Source organism: Streptomyces sp. NPDC015032 (assembly GCF_043080425.1).
Taxonomy (GTDB): Bacteria; Actinomycetota; Actinomycetes; order Streptomycetales; family Streptomycetaceae; genus Streptomyces.
In genome coordinates, this window is the sequence record NZ_JBIBVN010000009.1 from 195,593 (window position 1) to 215,545 (window position 19,953).

The 19,953-nt window shown below is 72.5% G+C and carries 15 protein-coding genes and 2 pseudogenes; 13 read left to right on the forward strand and 4 right to left on the reverse strand.

Annotation, left to right across the window (positions count from 1 at the left end):
* The first annotated feature begins 375 nt into the window (after nt 1-375).
* Complete coding sequence (locus tag ACF08M_RS16245) at nt 376-2,067, forward strand: PHP domain-containing protein (RefSeq protein ID WP_392185905.1); 1,692 nt, start codon at nt 376-378, stop codon at nt 2,065-2,067.
* Nucleotides 2,068-2,173: 106 nt separating this feature from the next.
* Here the strand turns inward: ACF08M_RS16245 and pgm are convergent, their stop codons facing one another.
* The gene (pgm, locus tag ACF08M_RS16250; RefSeq protein ID WP_392185906.1) at nt 2,174-3,814 is read right to left on the reverse strand and encodes a phosphoglucomutase (alpha-D-glucose-1,6-bisphosphate-dependent); all 1,641 of its coding nucleotides are present in this window, start codon (nt 3,812-3,814) and stop codon (nt 2,174-2,176) included.
* Nucleotides 3,815-4,058: 244 nt separating this feature from the next.
* Here pgm and ACF08M_RS16255 point away from each other — a divergent pair.
* The 3 genes and pseudogenes from ACF08M_RS16255 (at nt 4,059) to ACF08M_RS16265 (ending at nt 5,602) form a co-directional block, all read left to right on the forward strand.
* A pseudogene (locus ACF08M_RS16255) lies at nt 4,059-4,546 on the forward strand (GNAT family N-acetyltransferase).
* Between the two features lie 20 nt (nt 4,547-4,566).
* Nucleotides 4,567-5,194: pseudogene (locus ACF08M_RS16260) on the forward strand (DUF3459 domain-containing protein); the annotation flags it as partial.
* 90 nt (nt 5,195-5,284) lie between these two features.
* Nucleotides 5,285-5,602: a cupin gene (locus ACF08M_RS16265; RefSeq protein ID WP_392185907.1), complete on the forward strand. Its 318-nt coding sequence runs from the start codon at nt 5,285-5,287 to the stop codon at nt 5,600-5,602.
* On the opposite strand, the gene ACF08M_RS16270 is transcribed toward ACF08M_RS16265, so the two are convergent.
* A complete protein-coding gene (locus ACF08M_RS16270) occupies nt 5,592-6,857 on the reverse strand; it encodes an MFS transporter (RefSeq protein WP_392185908.1) in 1,266 nt (421 codons plus the stop codon). The two genes, ACF08M_RS16265 and ACF08M_RS16270, sit on opposite strands and share 11 nt — an antisense overlap.
* Before the next feature lie 80 nt (nt 6,858-6,937).
* Between ACF08M_RS16270 and ACF08M_RS16275 the strand changes: the two genes are divergently transcribed.
* The 4 genes from ACF08M_RS16275 (at nt 6,938) to ACF08M_RS16290 (ending at nt 10,884) form a co-directional block, all read left to right on the forward strand.
* Nucleotides 6,938-7,813, forward strand: a complete 876-nt coding sequence (locus ACF08M_RS16275) for a LysR family transcriptional regulator (protein WP_392185909.1) — start codon at nt 6,938-6,940, stop codon at nt 7,811-7,813.
* Between the two features lie 240 nt (nt 7,814-8,053).
* Entirely contained in the window at nt 8,054-8,941 is an 888-nt protein-coding gene (locus ACF08M_RS16280; protein ID WP_392185910.1) for an ABC transporter substrate-binding protein, read from the forward strand.
* A gap of 150 nt (nt 8,942-9,091) precedes the next feature.
* The gene (locus ACF08M_RS16285; protein WP_392185911.1) at nt 9,092-9,355 is read left to right on the forward strand and encodes a type B 50S ribosomal protein L31; all 264 of its coding nucleotides are present in this window, start codon (nt 9,092-9,094) and stop codon (nt 9,353-9,355) included.
* Nucleotides 9,356-9,951: 596 nt separating this feature from the next.
* On the forward strand, nt 9,952-10,884 hold the full coding sequence (locus ACF08M_RS16290) for a carbohydrate kinase (protein ID WP_392185951.1): 933 nt from the start codon (nt 9,952-9,954) through the stop codon (nt 10,882-10,884).
* A 125-nt stretch (nt 10,885-11,009) separates the two neighbouring features.
* Here the strand turns inward: ACF08M_RS16290 and ACF08M_RS16295 are convergent, their stop codons facing one another.
* Complete coding sequence (locus ACF08M_RS16295; RefSeq protein WP_392185912.1) at nt 11,010-12,302, reverse strand: hypothetical protein; 1,293 nt, start codon at nt 12,300-12,302, stop codon at nt 11,010-11,012.
* 198 nt (nt 12,303-12,500) lie between these two features.
* On the opposite strand from ACF08M_RS16295, the gene ACF08M_RS16300 reads away from it, so the two are divergent.
* The 4 genes from ACF08M_RS16300 (at nt 12,501) to ACF08M_RS16315 (ending at nt 17,418) form a co-directional block, all read left to right on the forward strand.
* Nucleotides 12,501-13,745 carry a beta-ketoacyl-[acyl-carrier-protein] synthase family protein gene (locus ACF08M_RS16300; RefSeq protein WP_392185913.1) on the forward strand — a complete coding sequence of 415 codons (1,245 nt, stop codon included), beginning with the start codon at nt 12,501-12,503 and terminating at the stop codon, nt 13,743-13,745.
* A gap of 46 nt (nt 13,746-13,791) precedes the next feature.
* Nucleotides 13,792-15,663 (forward strand): acyl-CoA dehydrogenase, encoded by a 1,872-nt coding sequence (locus tag ACF08M_RS16305; protein ID WP_392185914.1) that lies wholly within the window; start codon nt 13,792-13,794, stop codon nt 15,661-15,663.
* A 259-nt stretch (nt 15,664-15,922) separates the two neighbouring features.
* On the forward strand, nt 15,923-16,198 hold the full coding sequence (locus tag ACF08M_RS16310; protein WP_392185915.1) for an acyl carrier protein: 276 nt from the start codon (nt 15,923-15,925) through the stop codon (nt 16,196-16,198).
* Nucleotides 16,195-17,418, forward strand: coding sequence for a beta-ketoacyl-[acyl-carrier-protein] synthase family protein (locus ACF08M_RS16315; protein ID WP_392185916.1), 1,224 nt, complete (start codon nt 16,195-16,197; stop codon nt 17,416-17,418). The genes ACF08M_RS16310 and ACF08M_RS16315 overlap by 4 nt, the downstream gene beginning before the upstream one ends.
* Nucleotides 17,419-17,511: 93 nt before the next feature.
* Here ACF08M_RS16315 and ACF08M_RS16320 read toward each other — a convergent pair whose 3' ends face one another.
* Nucleotides 17,512-18,600 (reverse strand): PRC and DUF2382 domain-containing protein, encoded by a 1,089-nt coding sequence (locus ACF08M_RS16320; RefSeq protein ID WP_392185917.1) that lies wholly within the window; start codon nt 18,598-18,600, stop codon nt 17,512-17,514.
* A gap of 723 nt (nt 18,601-19,323) precedes the next feature.
* On the opposite strand from ACF08M_RS16320, the gene ACF08M_RS16325 reads away from it, so the two are divergent.
* Nucleotides 19,324-19,908: an adenosylcobinamide amidohydrolase gene (locus ACF08M_RS16325; RefSeq protein WP_392185952.1), complete on the forward strand. Its 585-nt coding sequence runs from the start codon at nt 19,324-19,326 to the stop codon at nt 19,906-19,908.
* The last annotated feature ends 45 nt before the right edge of the window (nt 19,909-19,953 follow it).

Genomic DNA, 19,953 nt, shown 5'->3' on the forward strand with positions numbered 1-19,953 from the left:
TCTGAACCTCGATTCATATCTTCCTCTGTCACTCAACCACTGTTGTTCCGGCCGTGCAACGGGCCCGGCGCAAAACCGTGCGGCGCCCCGGCCGGAGCACGGCGGTGAGGGGTGCGATCGCGGCCCGCGACCGGCCTCCCGGGCGGACCGGAAGGGCTCTTCGGGCAGATCGCGGCGGTGTGCCCGGCACATCCGGCCGCCCGGAAGCCGAGCGGCCGCTCCCCGGTCGCTCCCACCGGTGCGACACGGGTGCGCCCCCCGCTCTTCAGGCCGGGTTCACCGGACGGTTCCGGGATCAGGAAATCCTCTCGGCGGCGGTCCCGTGATCCGGGCCCCGGACCCGTTGCCGCCCCGCACGAAGGAGAAAGCCGCGTCATGTCCCACCCCGTGCCCGAATGGGCCGACCCTCAGGTTCCCTCGGAGTCGCTCGACCCCCAGGGCCTCAGCCGCCGGGCGCTGATGCGCCGCGCCGGTCTGTTCGGCGCGGCCTTCGCCGCCGCGTCGCTGCCACTGCCCGCGGTGGCCGACAGCGGGGGAGGCCGGCCCCATGGACACGGGCACGGCCCAGGGCATGGTCATGACAGGGCCCCCGACCTGGTCTACCTGGTCGGTGATCACCACAACCACTCCGTCTACAGCCATGACGCCAAGTACACCTTCTCCCAACTTGCCTCGGCAGGGCAGAAGTTCGGTCTCGACTGGATGGTCTTCACCGAGCACAGCAACATCGGTCACGCGCGGTTCGGCGCCGCACAGGAGCACCGGGAGATCCTCCGGGCCCGCGCCGACAACAGGCGCATGCTGATCTTCCAGGGCCTGGAGTGGTACATCCCCGGCGCCGAGCACTGCACCGTCTTCTCGCCGCCCGGACGGCACGAGGTCGACCTCCTCACCCGATTCGAGGAAGCCTTCGACGGCAAACTGCTCGGCTACACCGCCGGTGCCCCGACGCATCCCGACACCCCGCGGAACGAGGCCCACGCGCTCAAAGCCCTCAAGTGGCTGGCCGAACAGCGCCGCACCCGGTACGTCGACGACGTCCTCGTCCTCGCCAACCACCCCATGCGGCTCGGCATCAACTCCCCGCACGAGATGCGTGGCTGGCGTGACGCGGCCCCCGAGATCATGATCGGCATGGAGGGCGCCCCCGGCGCCCAGGCCGGGGCGATCCCGGGCTGGCACGCGGACACCAACATCCGCGGCGAGTACACCAATTCGCCCTCCGCCGAATCCTGGCCCGGCTACCCGCGCGAGGCATATGTCACCTACGGCGGCTTCGACTGGGCGACCGCGACCGTCGGCGGCCTGTGGGACGCGATGCTGGCGGAGGGCAAGCTCTTCACGATCACCTCCAACTCCGACGTCCACGGCGTCGCCCAGGACACCTGGGTCAACGGCGCCTGGCCGCCCGGCCAGGACTTCGACAACACCGGCCACCGCCCCGACCCGTACAACACCACCGAGCCGCAGCCCGGCGGCGACTTCTGGCCGGGCCAGTTCAGCCGCACCCATGTCGGCGTCACCCGCTACAGCTACCGGAACGTGATGGAGGGGCTGCGGGCCGGCCGGGTCTGGGTCGACCACGGACATCTCATCGACGGCATCGACGTCAAGGTCCGTGGCGAGCACGGCAACAGCGCCACACTGGGCGGCCGACTCCGCGCCCGGCGCGGCGAGAAGCTCACGCTCACCGTCACGGTGACCGCAGCCTCGCGCCGCAACCCGTACGGCGTGCTGCCGCGTCTGGAGCACGTCGACGTCATCCGCGGCGCGGTCCGCGGCCCGGCCGCCGACCGCGACGACTGGCGCGCTCCGGACACCCGGCTCGCGCACACCGCCGACGTCTCGGGCCGACGCGGCACGTACACCCTGCGCATTCCGGTCGGGCGCGCGGACGAGCCGTTCTACCTGCGGCTGCGCGGCAGCGACGGCAAGCGGCACGGAAAGGGATTCCTCGGCGCGTCGATCGACCCGCACGGCCCGCTGCCGCACGAGCCGGGCCGGGGCAACCCGTGGCTCGACACCTGGTTCTACACCAACCCGGTCTTCGTGGACGTCGTGCGCTGACCCCGCCGCAACGCCGGAGCCGCCCCGATGCCTGCCGTCGAACGGACTCGGGGCTGCTCCGGCCGTAGGCGCGCACCGGACGGGCGGCCGGCGGCTCCGGCCGGACTCAGGCGTCCAGGGCCGCCGAGACCACGGCCCTGGCCTCCTCCTGGACCCGGCCGAGGTGATCGCTGCCCAGGAACGACTCGGCGTAGATCTTGTAGACGTCCTCGGTGCCGGAAGGGCGGGCGGCGAACCAGGCGTTCTCCGTGGTCACCTTGATGCCGCCGATCGGGGCGCCGTTGCCGGGCGCCTCCGTCAGCACGGCCGTGACCGGTTCGCCGGCCAGGGTGTCGGCCGTGATCTGCTCGGGGGAGAGCCGTGCGAGAACCGCCTTCTGCTCGCGGTCGGCGGGCGCGTCGATCCGGGCGTACGCCGGCTCACCGAACCGGGCGGTGAGCGCGGTGTAGCGCTCCGACGGGGAACTGCCCGTCACCGCGAGGATCTCCGAGGCGAGCAACGCCAGGATGATGCCGTCCTTGTCGGTCGTCCACACCGATCCGTCGCGGCGCAGGAACGAGGCCCCGGCCGACTCCTCGCCGCCGAATCCGAGCGATCCGTCGGCCAGTCCGTCGACGAACCACTTGAAGCCGACCGGCACCTCGACCAGTTCACGGCCGAGACCGGCGGCGACCCGGTCGATCATTCCCGAGGAGACCAGCGTCTTGCCGATGCCCGCGGCGGCCGGCCACTGCTCGCGGTGGGAGTACAGGTAGTCGATGGCCACGGCGAGATAGTGGTTCGGGTTCATCAGACCGGCGTCGGGGGTCACGATGCCGTGCCGGTCGGCGTCGGCGTCGTTCCCGGTCGCGATCTGATAGCGGTCGCGCTGCCCGATCAGCGAGGCCATGGCGTACGGCGAGGAGCAGTCCATCCGGATCTTCCCGTCCCAGTCCAGCGTCATGAACCGCCAGGCGGGATCGGTCAGGGGGTTCACCACGGTCAGATCGATCCGGTGCTGTTCGGCGATCCGGCCCCAGTACGCGACCGAGGCGCCGCCCAGCGGATCGGCGCCGATCCGCACCCCCGCCGAGCGGATCGCGTCCAGGTCGAGCACGGACGGCAGGTCCGTGACGTAGCTGCCGAGGAAGTCGTACGTCCCGGTGGTCGACGCCGCCCGGGCGCGGGCATAGGGCAGTCGGCGTACGTCCTTCATGCCGGCCGCGATGATCTCGTTGGCCCGCTCCTGGATCCAGCCGGTGGCCTCGGACCCGGCCGGGCCACCGTTCGGCGGGTTGTACTTGAACCCTCCGTCGCCGGGCGGGTTGTGGGACGGAGTGACCACCACACCGTCGGCGAGCTGCGAGGTCCGTCCCCGGTTGTGGGTGAGGACGGCGTGCGACACCGCCGGGGTCGGGGTGTAGCCGTCGGCCGGATCGATGAGCACGGTCACGTCATTGGCGGCGAACACCTCGACGGCGGTGATCCGGGCCGGTTCCGACAGGGCGTGGGTGTCGGCGCCGAGGAAGAGCGGCCCGTCCGTGCCCTGCCGCGCCCGGTACTCGCTGATGGCCTGGCTGGTGGCCGCGATGTGGTCCTCGTTGAACGCGGTGGCCATGGACGATCCACGGTGACCGGAGGTGCCGAACGCGACCCGCTGGCCGGGGACGGCCGGATCCGGGTGCAGGGTGTAATACGCGGTCACCAGCCGGGCCACGTCGGTGAGATCCTCCGGCCGTGCCGGTTGTCCAGCTCGTTCGTGCGGCATCTGCCACTCCTCCGTATCGGTCGGTCGTTGTGGTTCCCCCGCGCCATTTTCGCGGGTGGCTCGCACCGGCCCGCGACTGCCCCGCCGCCTCGGTCGGCCGGCGCGCCGGGGAACGGCCGGTCGGAGGCCCGGCGCGAAACCTGTGGAGGCGCCGAGCGGCCCGGCATAGGTTCGTCCACGATGCCGGGCGGAGCACCGCCGACCGCGGCACACCGCGGGTTCCGGACGAACAGGGAGACACACGATGGCGCAGAACGATTCCGCACCGGCCGGCCGCGTACTGCTGCGCGAGGCCACCGCCGAGGACGCGGGGCCGCTCACCCGGCTCTTCCTCGACTCCCGCGCCGCGGCCATGCCCTACCTGCCGAAGGTGCACAGCGACGAGGACACACTCGCCTGGATGACCCATGCCGTCCTGCCCGGAACGACGGTGTGGATCGCCGAGACCGGCACCGGGAGGTACTGGGGTTCGCCTCCCTCGACGGAACCGAGCTGGAGCACCTGTACCTGCGCCCCGACGTACGGCGTCGGGGCATCGGCTCACTGCTCCTGGCCAGGGCGCGCGAGACCGCCCCCGACGAGCTCACCCTGTACGTCTTCCGGCGCAACACCGCTGCCAGGGCCTTCTACGAGCGGTACGGGTTCACCGCGGTCGGATTCGACGACGGCAGTCGCAATGAGGAGAAGGAACCGGATGTGAGATACCGGTGGACCGCGGCCGGCCGGCCATGACGTTCCCGAGGGGAACGAGCAGGGCCGGCCCCGGGTTCGACTTCCGGGCGAAATCCTTCGGCACGCCCACGGACCTGGCGCTCGGCACCCGGCGGGCCCGTGCCGCGGCCCTGCTGTCGCTGGCCCTGCCCGGCCTATCTCTACCAGGGCGAGGAGCTGGGACTTCCGGAGGCGGACATCCCGCGCGACCGGATCCAGGACCCCATGCACTTCCGATCCGGCGGCACCGACCCGGGACGCGACGGCTGCCGGGTGCCGCTGCCGTGGTCGGCGCGGGCACCCCGTGCGGGCTTCGGCGCCATCGCGGAGCCGTGGCTTCCCCAGCCCGCCGACTGGCCCTCGTACGCCGCCGACCGACAGCGCACCGATCCCCGGTCGATGCTCGGCCTCTACCGCGCGGCCCTGCGCCTGCGCCGGACCGAGCCGGGTTTCCGGGCCGCGGCGGGCGCCGGCGCGCGGCAGCTGACCTGGTTGCCCTCGCCGCCCGGAGTGCTCGCCTTCGCCCGGACCGGCGGATTGGTGTGCGTCGCCAATCTGGGCGCGGACCCCGTCGAACTGCCCGCACACACGGCGGTCCTCCTCCTCAGCGGCCCGCTCGACGAGGAGGGGAGGCTTCCGCAGGACACGGCCGCCTGGCTGCGGAACTGACCGCGGGGAGCCCATGGGGGCGACCCGCTCCTCCGCGTACCGGGGGCCGGCAGGATCGCGGGGGCACGGGGGCTGCGGCACAGTGGGCATATGGATGATCTGAATGCCCTCGCCGACGAGCATCTGGCCGTGGCCCGCGCCTCCGCGCACGGCCGCAGCGCCCATCGCCTGCTGCATCAGGAACCCCTGCGCCAGACCGTCATCGCCCTCGCCTCGGGTTTCGCCCTCGACGAGCACAACGCACCCGCCGCGGCCTCCCTCCAGGTGCTCCGCGGCAGGGTGCGCCTCACGGCGGCCTCGGGTGACGCGGAGCTGAGTGCCGGGGAACTCCACCCGATCCCGCAGGAGCGGCACGGCCTGCTGGCCCTGGAGGACGCCGTGGTGCTGCTGACCGCCGTCAACGAGTGACCGCGACGGCCCCGGGACGTGCGGCGGAGGTCATCCGGACGCGTTCCAGCACCCACAGGACGAGGCTCGCGGCGGCCAGCGAACCGCCCAGGAGACAGATTCCGCTCCAGCCCGCCCGTGACCAGACCACCGAAGCCAGCGCGGCCCCGGCCGCGCCGCCCATGAAGAAGAGCGTCATGAAACCGGAGTTGATCCGGTTGCGGGCCTCCGGGCGGAGCGTGTAGATCACGTTCTGGGCGCTGTTGAGTCCCGCCTGCTGGGCGATGTTCAGCGAGATCACCCCGACCGCCAGCCAGAGCAGCGAGGACTCGCCGGCCAGCAGCGGCAGCCAGGAGAGCGTGAGAAGCGCGGCCGCCGTCCCCGACACCGCCTGCACCCGGCCGCGGTCGCTCAGCCGCGCCGCGATGTTCATGCCCACCACGCCGATCACGCCCAGCAGCCCGAAGAGTCCGATGGCGGCCGCGTTCCAGCGGAACGGGGGCCGGGTCAGCAGAAAGGTCAGGGCGGTCAGTTGCACGCTGTACGAGGCCATGGAGAACGCACCGATGGCCGCCCGCCACCGCAGCAGAGGCTCCTGCCGCAGCAGGGCCAGCGTGGAGCGCAGGAGCCCGGTGTAGGGCATCGGGGCCGCGTCGTGCGGCCGGGACAGCCGGGGGAGCCGGTGGTGCAGAAGTATCGCCATGACGGCCATGAGCAGCGCGTTCACCCAGTACGCGGTCCGCCAGCCGCCCAGTTCGGACAGCGCACCCGCGGCCAGCCGTCCGAACAGCCCGCCGAGCAGGACTCCGGACATGACCACCCCGACGACTCTGCCGCGTTCCGCCGGAGCAGCCAGGGTCGCCGCGAACGGCACCACGACCTGCGCCCCGACGGAGGTCAGTGCGGTGAGCAGGGTCCCCGCGATCAGCAGCGGGCCGGTGGGCGCCGCGGCCGTCACCAGGAGGAAGAACGCGGTGAGCGCGAACAGGCTCACGGCGAGCCGACGGCGGTCCACGACGTCCCCGAGGGGAACGAGCAGGATCAGCCCCAGTGCATAGCCCGCCTGCGCCGCGGTCACGATCAGCCCCGCCGCGGTGACACCGATGTGCAGATTCACCTCGATGACGTCGAGCAGCGGCTGCGCGAAGTAGTTGCCGGCGGCCGAGAGCCCGGCGGCGAGGGCCATCAGCAGGATCAGGCCGCGACCGAGCGAGGGCGAATCGGAGTGCGTTCGCGGGACGGCGCGGTTACGGGTCCCGTATGTGGAATGAGCCATGTCCCTCAGCGTCGGGGATCCACCATCCATGAGTCCAACACATGTTTTTCATTCCATCGATCGTGGTTCACGATGGATGAATGGAACTGCAGCAGATGCGCTATGTCGTCGCGGTGGCGGAACTGGGCAACTTCACCCGCGCCGCCAGGAGATGCCTGGTCGTCCAGTCCGCGTTGAGCCATCAGATCGCCCGTCTGGAGAAGGAACTGGGCGCCCGGCTCTTCGACCGCACCAGCCGTCAGGTGCGGCTCACCGCGGCGGGCGAGGCGTTCCTGCCGGAGGCACGGCAGGCGCTGGACGCGGCGGAGCGGGCCCGTGCCGAGGTGGCCGCCACGGTGGGGGAGGTCCGTGGACGTCTCGCGGTCGGAGCCATCCCGACCATCGCCGCGGTCGACATCCCGGCCGCGCTGCGGGCCTTCCATCTCCGCTACCCGAAGGTGCACATCGTGCTGCGGGACGGGGCGAGCAAGGACCTGGTGCAGGAGGTGCGGGACGGCACGCTCGACGTGGCGTTCCTGGGCGTGCTGCCGAGCTACCGGCCGAAGGGCGTGCGCGATCACGAACTCGCCACGGGAGAACTGGTCGCCGTCGTCGCTCCGGCCCACCCCCTGGCCGGGAGGACCGAAGTGAGTCTGGAACGGCTGGCGAAGGAGATGTTCGTCGACCACCCCGACGGAACCGCCGCCCGGGCCCAGTCGGAGGAGGCGTTCGCGGCGATGGGACTCACCCGTGAGGTGGCGTTCGAGGTCAGCAGCACGGATTTCATCGTCCGCCTGGTCCGCAGCGGGCTCGGCATCGCCATGTTGCCTGCCGCCTTCGCGGCGGAAGTGGCCGGCGTACATGTGCTGTCCGTCCGCGATGCGCCCGCCCGCACGGAGCGGCTGGTCTGGAGCCGCCTCCGGCCCACCCCGGCGGCCGCTGCGTTCCTGACCGGACTCGGTGTCGAAGTCGGCTGACAACTCCCTCCGGTCTTCCGGCAGCGACCGGCGGCAGCTCTGCGAGAAGCCCTGCCCGTCCGCCGCTCAGAGGTCCTCGCATCCGCGCCGGAGGCCGCCGGCCCCCGCCCTGTGCGGGTGTCTTCACGTCATCTGCGAAGGACGGGCCGCGCAGGGGGGTGCCCCGGGGGCTCGCTGGGCAAGTACTGGTGTACGACCCGGAATGCGGGGCGCAGTGGCCGACGGCGAGGGGCGTGTGACGTGAGGGAGCAGACCGTGTGGCAGTTCTCCGACGATCGTGGACAGATGTCGATGGCTGTGCGGCGTCCGGAACGGGTGCTCGCCTATGTCCAGGCCGGAGCGACGCTGTGGGACCGCGGAATACGTCCGCGCGCGATATTCGGCTCCGATCACGACGACCACGCCGAGCCGGACAGGGCGAAGACCGGTTCGCTGCCGTTGACCGGGGTCCGCTACCTCGGTGCGGGCAGCGCCCTGGATGTGGACACCCTGCTGAGCGGTGAGCCGGACCTCGTGGTGGCCGTCAGCTACGGCGGTGGTCAGGTCTACGGGCTCGCCCCGGACACCGCCAAACATCTGGAGGAGCATGTCCCCGTCGTCGTCATCGACGTCGGCCGGGCCCGCACTCTCGCGGAGATCGGCGACCGGTTCGGACAACTGGCCCGGTCGCTGGGCGCCGAGGAGCCCACGACGGCGACCCAGGACATGGACGCGGCGAGGGGCCGGCTGCGCACGCTCGCCGCCGGGCCGGACCGGCCCCGGGTGGTCGCCCTCTCCCCGGCCGGGCAGGACCGGACGCATCTGGCCCGTCCCCGCATGTGGCCCGAGCTGCGCATGCTGGCCGAGCTCGGCGTCGGCCTCGTGGAACCGGCCCAGGGGCCCGGCGCGAACTGGTCGACGGTCGGCTGGGCGCACGTCGCGGCCCTGCGGCCTGCCGTCGTGCTCGCTGACATCCGGGCCAACGCCACCCCCCTCGGCGAACTCCGGACGAACGAGGAGTGGTCGGCGATCGCCCGCGCCGCCCGGGTGCTGCCCTGGAACCCGGAGCCGGTCTGCAGCCCGCAGGCCCACGCGCGGTTCCTGACACTCGTGGCCGACGCGCTGGAGGCCGCCATCCGCCGGCAGTGACGTACGCGGCCCGGGGCGCGGCCGCCCCGCCCCGCCCCGTCCCCGCGCGGCCGTGCCCCGTACGGACGCCAGCGATCGCGCCGGGCGTCCCGGTTCGCAAGGCTGGCCAGGAGCGCCCCGAGCCGACACCGCACGTCCCCAGGAGCAGGCATGCAGCAGGACAAGCACCCGCCCTACCGTCCCGTGGTCTTCCGCGACCGTTCGGCGGGCTACGCCTTTCTGACCCGGTCCACCGCGTCCAGCGAACAGATGATCGACTGGGACGACGGCAACAGCTACCCCGTCATCGACGTGGAGATTTCCGCGGAGAGCCACCCGTTTTTCACCGGGAAGGCTCGCGTGGTCGACTCCGAGGGACAGGTCGCCAAGTTCGAGCGCCGGTACGGGGAGGAGGGGCACAAGGGCGCCTCCTGATCCGTCGGCCGACCCGAGTCCCCCGCCCCTCCCCGCAGGGCCGGGGGACTTCCGCCGTCCGGGAGTGTCCGGACCTCTTTCCGCTGCCGGTCGACGGCGACCCGGACCGGGTACGACGGGCGCTCACCCTGCCCACCGGCGCGGTACGCGGGACCGGGGCCCGGTGGCCCCCACCGGCGAATGGATCGCCGTGACCGAGGCCGGCTTCCGGCTCCGCGCCGGGGGAGACCGGAGGACGCCGGTCGGCATGATGCCGTGGACGGCGTCGGCGGCGCCCGATCCGTCCCGCTCCGCACCACGGCCGACGGACGCGTCGCCGACCCGGACCAGAACCTGCGGGCGGCCCGGCTCTTGCGCAGGGACGGCGGACGGACGACCGTACGCGCCGAAGCCCCCTGCTGCCGCGGAGCGGGGCGACCATCGCGCTGCGGGTCCGGGCCCCGGGCGGGCGGACCGAGGCGTTCGCCGACGGCCGGCCGGTCATCGATGTGTCCGACACTGGCCATGCATGCGGCAGGCTCGGGCTCAATGTGTCCGGTGGTCGCACCGCCTGCCAGGACACCTTCGTCACCGCACTCCAGGAGACCCCACTTCTCATGCTCGACAGATTCCACCCGCTGGTCATCGGCGAATGCGTCGCCGACATCGTCCGGCTGCCGGGTGCGGCCGATCAGGTCCATCCGGGAGGCAGCCCGGCCAACGTGGCGTACGGCCTGGCCCGGCTCGGGCACGGCGCCACCCTGCTCACCCAGCTCGGCCGGGACGACAACGGTCAGCTGCTCAGGGACCACCTGGCCGCTGCCGGGGCCGAGGTCCGCACGGACGGTGCCACGGTGCCCACCCCGTCCGCCGCCGTGACCCTGGACAGCGACGGCCGGGCAGCGTACACCTTCGAGATCACCTGGACGCTCGCCCCGGTGACCCTGGACCGGCCGCCCCGCCATGTCCACACCGGTTCTCTCGCGACGGTGCTGGAACCCGGCGCGGCCACCGTACTCGCCGCCGTCGAGTCGCTGCGGACGTCCGCGACCGTCAGCTACGACCCCAATGTGCGACCCGAACTGATGGGAGACCACGGCGCGGCCGTACGGAAGGCCGAACGCTGCGTCGCGCTCAGCGACGTGGTCAAGGCCAGCGACGAGGACCTGGAATGGCTCTACCCGGACCTGGATCCGGGAAAGGCCGCCGAGCGGTGGCTCGCCACCGGCCCGGCCGTCGTCCTCGTCACCAGAGGAGGCGACGGTGCCCTGGCCGTCCTTCCCGGCGGGCAGGTGACGATCGGCGCACTGCCCACCGACGTGGTCGACACGGTGGGGGCGGGCGACGCCTTCATGTCGGGCACGCTGCACGCCCTCGCCTCCCACGGACTGCTCGGCGCGGACGGCCGCGAACGGCTGCGCTCGGTGGACCGGGCCACCATGACCGATGTCCTGCGCCACGCGGCGGCCTCCGCCGCCGTGACCGTCGCACGGGCCGGCGCCAACCCGCCGGACGAGGCGGAACTGAAGGCGGCCCTCGCCCGGAGCTGAACACGACGGTGCGCGGAAGCCGGCCGGGCAGGCCCCGCACCGCCCCTCCGGATCCCCCGCCTGGAAGTCGGGACGGTCCGGACCATGACGCCGGAAGACGGGAGGAACCGCTCAACGCCCGTACGTCACCCGGGCACCGCCGCACGCGGTCCGCTGTCGTCGTCGAGGAACTCGACCACGGCGAGGGCGAACAGCGCGCACAGCACGACGCACACGGTGACCAGGCCCGTCGGCCGGTCCCACGCCACCAGGACCGCCGACGCCACCACGACCACCGTCCAGTTCAGCCAGGGCCCGGCCCGGTGCACCCACCTGCCGACCGGGCCACCGGTGACACCCGCCGCGTCCCGTACGGCACCGATGCCACTGCTCCACATGGCCTTGACACGGGTGGCGGTGTGGCCGTCACCGGTGAGCCATGCGGCGAGGGCCACCACGATGCCGAGCGTGATCACCGACCGGACCAGGGTGTGTACCGGGCCGGCCAGGGCGTCGAAGACGGAACCGGCCGCCGGCTGCGACACCCCGGGCGGGAGACTGTCGAGATAGAACGCGCGGCCCAGCCACACGGCAAGCCCGAGCACTGCGGCACCCGCCGCGACCGCGAGCGCCGTCGTCACCAGTGCGCGACGGCGGCGCACCGCGAGAAGCACTCCGCCCGCGGCCAGGACCAGGGTGACCGGCGGCAGCCAGAAGCCGATGATCTGGAGGGCCCGGAACCCCTTCTGCGCCCTGCCGACCGAGTCGGAGGTCAGCACCGTGAAGTCGGTGTGGATCTCGGGGATCTTCGCGGCGATCGCCAGCCCCCGGTCGACCAGAAGGTGTTTCACCCGGTCGATCACGGGCGCCAGGTCGATGGTGACGGTGTCGCGGGTGAGCTTCACCGCACCGCCGCCGCTCCCGGTCAGAGCCTTCAGGGCCGAGGACTGGGCGGCCCGGTTGAGGTCGGTCCAGATCGTCTCGAAGGCGTCGCTCGCGACGAAGCCCTCCACCGTCCGGTGGACGAAGTCCGAGACTCCCGTGGTGAGAGGGCCGCTCAGTCGCGTGAGTGCCTTGTCGACGGCCGGACGGTCCGCAGGGGCGACATCGGCCAGCAGAGTCTTCAGATCGAGGTGCTTCACGACGGCGCCGGTGACCCGGTCGGCCACCGCGACCTGCACATCGGGATCGGACGCGAGGGGAGCCATCATCGCCACGTAGTTGTCGGTGTCGCCGATTTCGTTCCTCGCCCAGGTGGACACGATGCTCAGCGGCGTGAGGACGGCCGCGACGAGGATGAGCAGCACGGCGAGCAGCGAACGGGCCCGCAGCCGGTGGCGGACCGGGTCACGGTCCTCCAGCGCCGCCACCCTGGCGCGCAGCGCCTCCAGTTCCGCCCGCGCCTCCGGGGACTTTGACCGGTTACCTTCCGCTTCCATTTCCCCAGGGGATGCCTCACCGGAGCGTAGAGCGCGGTGGGCTGCTGCGGACGGGTGAAAGCGCATACCGGACGTGCCACCCGGATCGGTCCACTCGGCCCATCGTTCACCCGTTCAGCCCAGTGGGCGCATCCTCGCCGGGGCTACTGCCGTTCGACAACCGGTAGGCGTGATCGATTACGGAGGAGGGGGCGGAACATGGGGCGGGCCGACATGGGTGTGGCGGTGACGGGGGTGGGGCTGGTGACTCCCGCAGGCGCGGACGAGTACGCGTTCTGGGCGGGGCTGTGCGCCGGTGTGTCCGTGGCCCGGCGGTGCGACGAACTGGCCGGGCTGCCCGTCGACTTCGCCTGTCCGGTGGACTGCATCGACCTGGACGAGGCCGTCGGCGGACGCGCGGTGTGGCGGATGGCACGGTTCGTCAAGATGGCGCTGGTCGCCGCCCGGCAGGCGGTGGCGGACGCCGGACTGTCATCGGAGCGGTGGAACGGCGACCGGGTGGGCGTGGTGCTGGGAGTCGGTGTGGGCGGGGTGTCCGTGCTCGTCGACAATCTTCGCAGGCTGGACGGCGGGGGGCCGGAGGCGGTGTCGCCGCTGCTGGTCCCGATGATGATGCCCAACGCGGCCGCCGGGGAGGTGGCCATCGCGCTGCGGGCGCATGGCCCGAGCCTGGCACCGGCCACGGCGTGCGCGTCCGGCGCCACCGCGATCGCCGTGGCCCGCGACCTGCTGATGAGCGGCCGGTGCGATGTGGTGGTGGCGGGCGGCGCGGAGGCCGTGGTGACTCCGCTGGTGGTGAGCGCCTTCGCGGGCATGGGCGCGCTCTCCCGGCGGACCGGCGATCCGGTGGGGGCATCGCGGCCGTTCGCCGCGGACCGGGACGGATTCGTGATCGGCGAGGGCGCCGCCGTGCTGGTGCTGGAGCGGGCATCCGACGCGTACGCCCGCGGCGGGCGGCCGCGCGCCCTGCTGGCCGGTACGGGTTCCGGTACCGACGCCCACCACCCCACGGCCCCGGCCCCGGACGGAGCCGGGGCGCGCAGGGCCGTGGGGGCGGCCTTGCGCGAGGCGGGCTGGGCGGCCCGCCAGATCGATCACATCAACGCGCACGGCACATCGACCCCGCTGAACGATGCGATGGAGACCGGGCTCATCTCGGAACTGTTCCCTCACCGGCCGTCGGTGACGGCGCCGAAGGGCGTGCTCGGTCACACCCTCGCCGCGGGCGGGGCGATCGAAGCGGTGGCCACCGTACTGACCCTGGAGCAGGGACTCGTCCCGCCGATCGCGAACCTGGACTCGCTGCCGGACGGGTTCGACCTCGACTGTGTGGTCAAGGAGCCCCGCATGCAGTACGTCGAGCGGGCGCTCAGCCACTCCTTCGGGTTCGGCGGGCACAACGTCGTACTCGCCTTCCAGCGTGTCGAACCGGACGTCCCGTGACGGACAGGCCCCGGTGTCCTCGTCGTTGACTGATCGTTCTTGTCTCATGACCGCAACGACGCACAGCCCCTCCGCCGAGCCGTCCACGGACCTCCTCACCGCTGTGCTCCTCGGCGGCAACTACCGCCGGGAGCACGGCTTCTGGCAGCGGCTCATCAGCACGGAACCGTTCCGCCGCGCGGAGCGCCGTACTCCCGAGGAGCGCCTGAGTCTCACGTACGAGCGGCTGCGCGTCCTCAACGACTCTCTCGACAGCGGCGCCCGGCTCGCCGCCGACCCCCGCGCTCTCGCGGCCCTGCACGAATGGCTGGGCCCGGTCGACCCGGCACTCGCCACGGTGGCGGGCATCCACTACAACCTCTTTCTCGGCAGCCTCCTCGACCAGGAGGAAGATGCCCGGCGCGACCTCTCGGACTTCCTCGGGCTGCGGAGCATCGGCACCTTCCTCTGTACGGAGGTGGCGCACGGCAACGACGTGGCGGCCGTCGAGACCGTGGCCGCCTACGACCGTGCCCGCGACGGGTTCGTCCTGCACACCCCGCACGCGGGCGCCCAGAAATTCATGCCCAACACCAGTCCGGCGGGCGGCCCCAAGACGGGGCTCGTGGCCGCCCGTCTGTTCGTCGACGGCACCGATCACGGGGTCTTCCTCTTCCTCGTACCGCTCACCGATGCTGCACGGGCCCTGCCCGGTGTACGGGTCCGCAGGCTTCCCACGCGCACGGGGAGCCCGGTGGACCACTGCCTGACCTCGTTCGACCAGGTCTTCGTGGGGCGCGACGGTCTGCTCGGTGGAAGCCACGGACGGATCGGCGACGACGGCGGGTTCAGCAGTGACATCGGCAACCGGAGGCGTCGCCTCCTTGCGTCGATCGGTCGCGTCACGTCCGGCAAGATCTCGATGAGCGCGTGTGCGGTCGGCTGCGCGCGCGCGACGCTCGCCGTCGCCGTCCGTTACGGTGGCCACCGGTACATTTCCGGGCCGCGCGGCTCGCGGCAGGTACCGGTGATCGCCCACCGCAGCCATCACGGCCCGCTCGCGCTGGCCATGGCCACCGTCTTCGCGATGAGCCTCCTGCACCGCAGGACGCTGGACCGCTGGGAACGGCGGGGGGACGGCTCGGGCGCGGGGCCGGAGGAGGCGGAACGGCTGGTTGCCGTGGCCAAGGGCTGGATCACCTGGCGGGCCAGGGCCGTGATCGTCGAATGCCGTGAACGGTGCGGTGCCCAGGCGCTCCTGGAGAACAACGGCATGAGCGAACTCATCACCGGAGTGGAAGGCGCCATCACCGCCGAGGGCGACAACCTGGCCATCCACGCCAAGGCGGCCGCCGAAATGCTCTTCGCCGCGGAACCGGCCGGGAACGGAATCCCCGCCGGCGGCGAATCCGGTGATCTCACCGACACCCGATTCCTCGGCAGGCTCCTGGTGGCCCTGGAAGCGATCTGGCTCGGCCGGGCCAGGGAGCGGATGGGCCGCGCACCGCACGGCGATCCGCTGGGGCGGTGGAACGCCGCGTCGGGGCCCGCCCTGCGCGGCGTCGAGGCCCACGCGCACCGGCAGGCGGCCGAGGCGTACACGGACGCGGTGGCCGGTCTGCCGGACGGACCCGCCCGTGAACAACTGATCGCACTGCAACGGCTGTTCGCGCTCGACTGGATCGCCAGGAACAGCGGTGACCTGCTGGCGGCAGGACATCTGACGGCCGAACAGGTCAACGGTCTGCCGGACGTCGTGGACCAGCTCATCGCCGCCGTGGCCCCTCGGCTGCCCGCTCTCGCCGACTCCTTCGCGCTTCCCCGGGAGTTGCTCGCCGACTGGCCCATCGCGGGGGCCGACTACGTCGACGCGTACGACGACCCGGCGGGCTCCTGGCAGCCGCACACTGGCGGGACAACGGCTCCAGGACAGCGGTGAGGGCCGTGACCAGGGCGGAAGCGGTCCCGTGGACCCGCCGGGCGCGGGAGGCGGCCGAGGCTTTCGGCGTCCGTGCGGTGCTGATCGCCTTCTGGGGTACGGCATCCGTCCTGGCCCGGTGGTGCGCACAACCGCGAAGAACGGTGCCGAATCGGTTCGCCACAAGGCGTAACTGGAGGCACGCCACCCAGTTGATTCGGCGTCGGGACGATGCGCCCACCGTCCCCGGCAGCCGTACCGAATGAGGGAGAGGAAGCCCATGCTTACGATTCATCCCAAGATCACCGAGGTGCTGACACACACCTTCAAAGTGCCCGCCGCCGAGATCCGGCCGGATTCCACGATGGACAGCCTGGAGATGGACTCCCTCGCCGTCGCGGAGTTCGCCGTCCTCATCAGGGAGACGGTGGGCGGCGGCGACTTCGACAGGCTTCCCAAGGACGCCACCCTGGCCGACATCACGCGGATCATCGATGCGACCGTCGACGGCGGGGCGCAGGCGGGCGGCGAGGCACCGATGAGCAACGCCCGATGAACAGGCCCGCCATCGCCGTCACCGGCCTGGGGATGATCACCCCGGCCGGCAACGACACCGAAGCCACCTGGGAAGGCGTGTGCGCCGGAGTCTCACCGGTGCGTACCGTCGCGGCACTCGCAGGGTGCGCGATCGATTTCGCCTGCACGGTCGACGGGATCGACCTGGACGCAGCGATCGGCGGCCGGACGTCCTTCCGGATGGGGAGGTACGTCAAGTTCGCCGTCCTCGCCGCCCGGGAGGCGGTCGCCGACGCCGGACTCGACCCGGCGCGGTGGGAGGGCAGCAGGGTCGCGGTGGTCGTCGGCACCAGCAGCGGGGGCTCCGCCTCACTGACCGAGCAGGCCGTCGTGCTCGACCGGCGCGGACCGGACGCCGTCTCGCCGTCGGGTGTCCTGCTCACCATTCCGAACATGCCGGCGGCCGAGATCGCCATCCAGTTGCGGGCCACCGGTCCCAGCATGGCGCCGTGCACCGCGTGCTCGTCCGGTGTCACAGCACTGTCCGTCGCCCGGGACCTCCTGGTCACCGGACAGTGCGACATCGCGATCGCCGGAGCCACCGAGTCGATCGTCTACCCGGCCGCCATGGCCGGGTTCGCCCGGTCCGGGGCCGCGGCCCGGGCGGACGGCGACCCGGCCAGGCGGTGCCGGCCCTTCGCGGCCGACCGCGCCGGTCTGGTCATGGGCGAGGGCGCCGCCGTCATGGTGCTGGAACGGGCGGACGACGCGGCCGCCCGGGGCGCCGGAATGCGGGCGCTGCTCGCGGGCACCGGCGCCACCACCGACGCCCACCACCCCACAAGTCCGCACCCGTCCGGCGCGGTCGCCCAGGCGGCGGCCGAGGCCGCCCTGCGCGACGCGGGCTGGGCGGCCGAGGACGTCGAGCACATCAACGCGCACGGCACGTCGACACCGATCAACGACGCCACCGAGGCCGCCCTCATCGGCAGGGTCTACCCCCACCGGCCGCCCGTCACCGCCCCGAAAGGCGTGCTGGGGCACTGCATGGGGGCGGCCGGGGCGATCGAGGCCGGGCTGACCGTCCTCACGCTCCAGCGCGGAGTCGTACCGCCGATCGCGAACCTGGACGCCCCGGCGCCCGAGTTCGGCATCAACTGCGTCACCGGAGAACCGCTGAGGCTGCCCATCCGGCGCGCTGTCAGCCACTCCTTCGGGTTCGGCGGGCACAACGCCGTGATCGCTCTCCAGCGTCCGTAGGCGAGCCGGCGTCGAGAGGGCGGGCCCTGGCACGACACGGGCCCGCCTCTCATGCGTGCTCCCGGCGCGCGGCGTCCGCCGCTGTGTGCGGGGTCAGCGGCGGCGCCCCCGGCCGAACTCGCCGCCCATGCCCTTGTCTTCGGTGTCCCCGCCCCGGATGTCCCTGCCGCCGAGGTCGCCGCCTCCGACGCTCTTGCCGTCCGCGTAGTCGATCTGCTCCTTGCGGAGTTCGGCGGAGACTTCCGTCTGCTCGGTCACCCTCTCGGTCTCCATGCGCACGCGCTCGACCGGCACCGTCTCCTTGTGCGTGGTGGCGCGCTCGGCGTGCAGGGTGACCTCGACGTCCTGCTCGCGGATGTCCGCGGGCCCCGCCGCCCTGTCGCCGGGCCGCAGCGGTTCACGGATCACCCGTACCTCTTCGTGCGTCACCGGCACCGTCCTGGTCACGTTCTCGGTGACGACGTACTTGTGCAGGCGTGCCCTGCCGCTCTCGTACTCCTCGGTTTCGACGTGCAGTTGCTCCTCGGAGCGGATCAACTCCTCCTTGCCGCCCAGGTCCGCGGCGGAACGCTCGGAACCCGCCCCCGCGCCTACGAGGGGCCGGGCCGTGCCGGTCGTCCCGGCGTCGCGGTGCCTGCCCGCGCCGGCCATGCCGGTCGTGCGTGGCGTGGTGGTGCGGGAGGTGTCCGTACCGGAGGCGGAGGTGCCGGCCGCGGTCGGCCTGCCGGTGGTGCGCCCGGTGCCGGCCGCACCCATGGCTCCGGTTCCGGCGGCTCCCGCCGCGCCCGCGGCCGTCGTGCCGGTTCCGGACGCCGATGGGGTGCCGGTGCCCGACTGCCCGCCGAGCCGCGCGGTGGTGTTCCTGGCAAGGCCGTAATGGCGGTAGAGCTCCTCCTCCTCCGCTACGGACAGATGCGCGTCCGCGTCCACCCCGGGGGCTTCCTTGACGCGGTCCTTCGGATGGGTGATGTGCAGGTCGGAGCCCACACGACGGGCCCCGGCGAGCGGAACGAAACTCTCCTTCATACCGAACAGGCCGGTTTTCACCGTGATCCAGTCCGGGCGGCCGGTGTTGTCGTCGACATACACCCGGCCCACACTGCCGATCTTCTCGCCCTCGGCGTCGTACACCGTCAGGCCGTCGAGCTCTCCGGAATCCGTGAAACCGTCAGCGGCTCCCATGACCGATTCCTCCTCGCCCGGGCGCGTCCTGTGGCTGGATCCATCAGGGGAGGCGCGTCCGATATCCATCGCGCCTCACCCGGATGGACGCTGCAACCTCCCCGCCCGCACGGGCCGGCCGTCACATGCGCGGCGCTTCGGCGTTGGACGCCTGTCACGGCGGTGCGCAGGCCACCCTTTCGTTAGGCCAATCGGGTGAGGTGTGAGGAGGGTGCGCCCGGAATCCCGACCTGGGACCGGGGCCGGGCGGCGGCAGGGCACAGCGCCCCGAATGGACAGACTGCGTCTTCGGTGAGATCGAGGAGCACGGGACGGTAGACGCCGCCCCCGTGCGGAGTGCGCCGCGGTCGACCAGGCCCTGCCGACGGACTCCGGACAGCGCCCGCGAAGCGTACCGGCGGCACCGGCGCGGCGGACCTGCTGCGGCTCTTCACCCGCTGCCCGGGACTGGACCTCGCCGTCCCCCGAGCCGGGTTGCCCCGGCATGCGGGATTCGTCGGCAACCGCACCGGGACACTTCCGGTACGGCTCCGGCCCGGCACCGTACCGGTCGCGGGCTGAAAGTTTGCGGCGCATATGATCGCCGGACCGGCCACCGATCACCGTTCCATCGTCCTGCCGCGCCACCGGGGGTGCCTCATCCGTTCCGTACGCGCCCGGCTGCCCGAACAGCGTGGTGAACTCCTGCCCCGGCACGAGGACGGTGAGGACCTCCACCGCCTGGTGTGGCGGCTCGGGCCGGGATGGCGGGTGTGCAGCAGCGCCGTGCTCGGCGGAGGCATCGGCCCGCGCGCCTGGATCCTGAACGCCCAGGTGCCCGGCGGTTATCCGCGGCTGGACCCCGACCGTCACCTCGCGGAGATCGCCGCGGCGGAACGCCTCACCGGGCCCGGCGCCGGGCTGATGACGGCCGCCGACGTCACCGCGTACACGGTCGCCGCCGACGAGGGAGTGACGGCGACCGCCACCTGCGGACTCGGTGTACGCGGCTGGGCCGCCGCCCCGGCCGGGGACACCGGGGAACCGCCGAGGCCCGGCACCGTCAACATCGTCGTCACCCTGCCGACGGCACTCTCCGACGCCGCACTCGTCAACGCGGTCGCCACGGCCACCGAGGCCAAGGTCCAGGCACTCCTGGACGCGGGCCTCGACTGCTCGGGAACCCCCACCGACGCCGTGTGCGTCGCCGCGCCCTCGCCGGAACCCGGTCCCGGCGAACCCTTCGCGGGACCGCGCTCCCGCTGGGGCGCGCGACTCGCCAGAGCCGTGCACGCTGCCGTCCTCGAAGGCGCGCTGCGGCAATCCTGAGAACTCACCGCGCCGCGAGCCGACCGGGGCGCGGCCGACCAAGGG

Coding starts and splice junctions, on each gene's coding strand:
- pgm (WP_392185906.1), bottom strand. CDS start 3,814: ATGCCGCACGAACGAGCTGGACAACCGGCACGGCCGGAGGATCTCACC.
- ACF08M_RS16270 (WP_392185908.1), bottom strand. CDS start 6,857: ATGGCTCATTCCACATACGGGACCCGTAACCGCGCCGTCCCGCGAACG.
- ACF08M_RS16285 (WP_392185911.1), top strand. CDS start 9,092: ATGCAGCAGGACAAGCACCCGCCCTACCGTCCCGTGGTCTTCCGCGAC.
- ACF08M_RS16275 (WP_392185909.1), top strand. CDS start 6,938: ATGGAACTGCAGCAGATGCGCTATGTCGTCGCGGTGGCGGAACTGGGC.
- ACF08M_RS16295 (WP_392185912.1), bottom strand. CDS start 12,302: ATGGAAGCGGAAGGTAACCGGTCAAAGTCCCCGGAGGCGCGGGCGGAA.
- ACF08M_RS16300 (WP_392185913.1), top strand. CDS start 12,501: ATGGGGCGGGCCGACATGGGTGTGGCGGTGACGGGGGTGGGGCTGGTG.
- ACF08M_RS16290 (WP_392185951.1), top strand. CDS start 9,952: ATGCTCGACAGATTCCACCCGCTGGTCATCGGCGAATGCGTCGCCGAC.
- ACF08M_RS16310 (WP_392185915.1), top strand. CDS start 15,923: ATGCTTACGATTCATCCCAAGATCACCGAGGTGCTGACACACACCTTC.
- ACF08M_RS16320 (WP_392185917.1), bottom strand. CDS start 18,600: ATGGGAGCCGCTGACGGTTTCACGGATTCCGGAGAGCTCGACGGCCTG.
- ACF08M_RS16265 (WP_392185907.1), top strand. CDS start 5,285: ATGGATGATCTGAATGCCCTCGCCGACGAGCATCTGGCCGTGGCCCGC.
- ACF08M_RS16305 (WP_392185914.1), top strand. CDS start 13,792: ATGACCGCAACGACGCACAGCCCCTCCGCCGAGCCGTCCACGGACCTC.
- ACF08M_RS16315 (WP_392185916.1), top strand. CDS start 16,195: ATGAACAGGCCCGCCATCGCCGTCACCGGCCTGGGGATGATCACCCCG.
- ACF08M_RS16245 (WP_392185905.1), top strand. CDS start 376: ATGTCCCACCCCGTGCCCGAATGGGCCGACCCTCAGGTTCCCTCGGAG.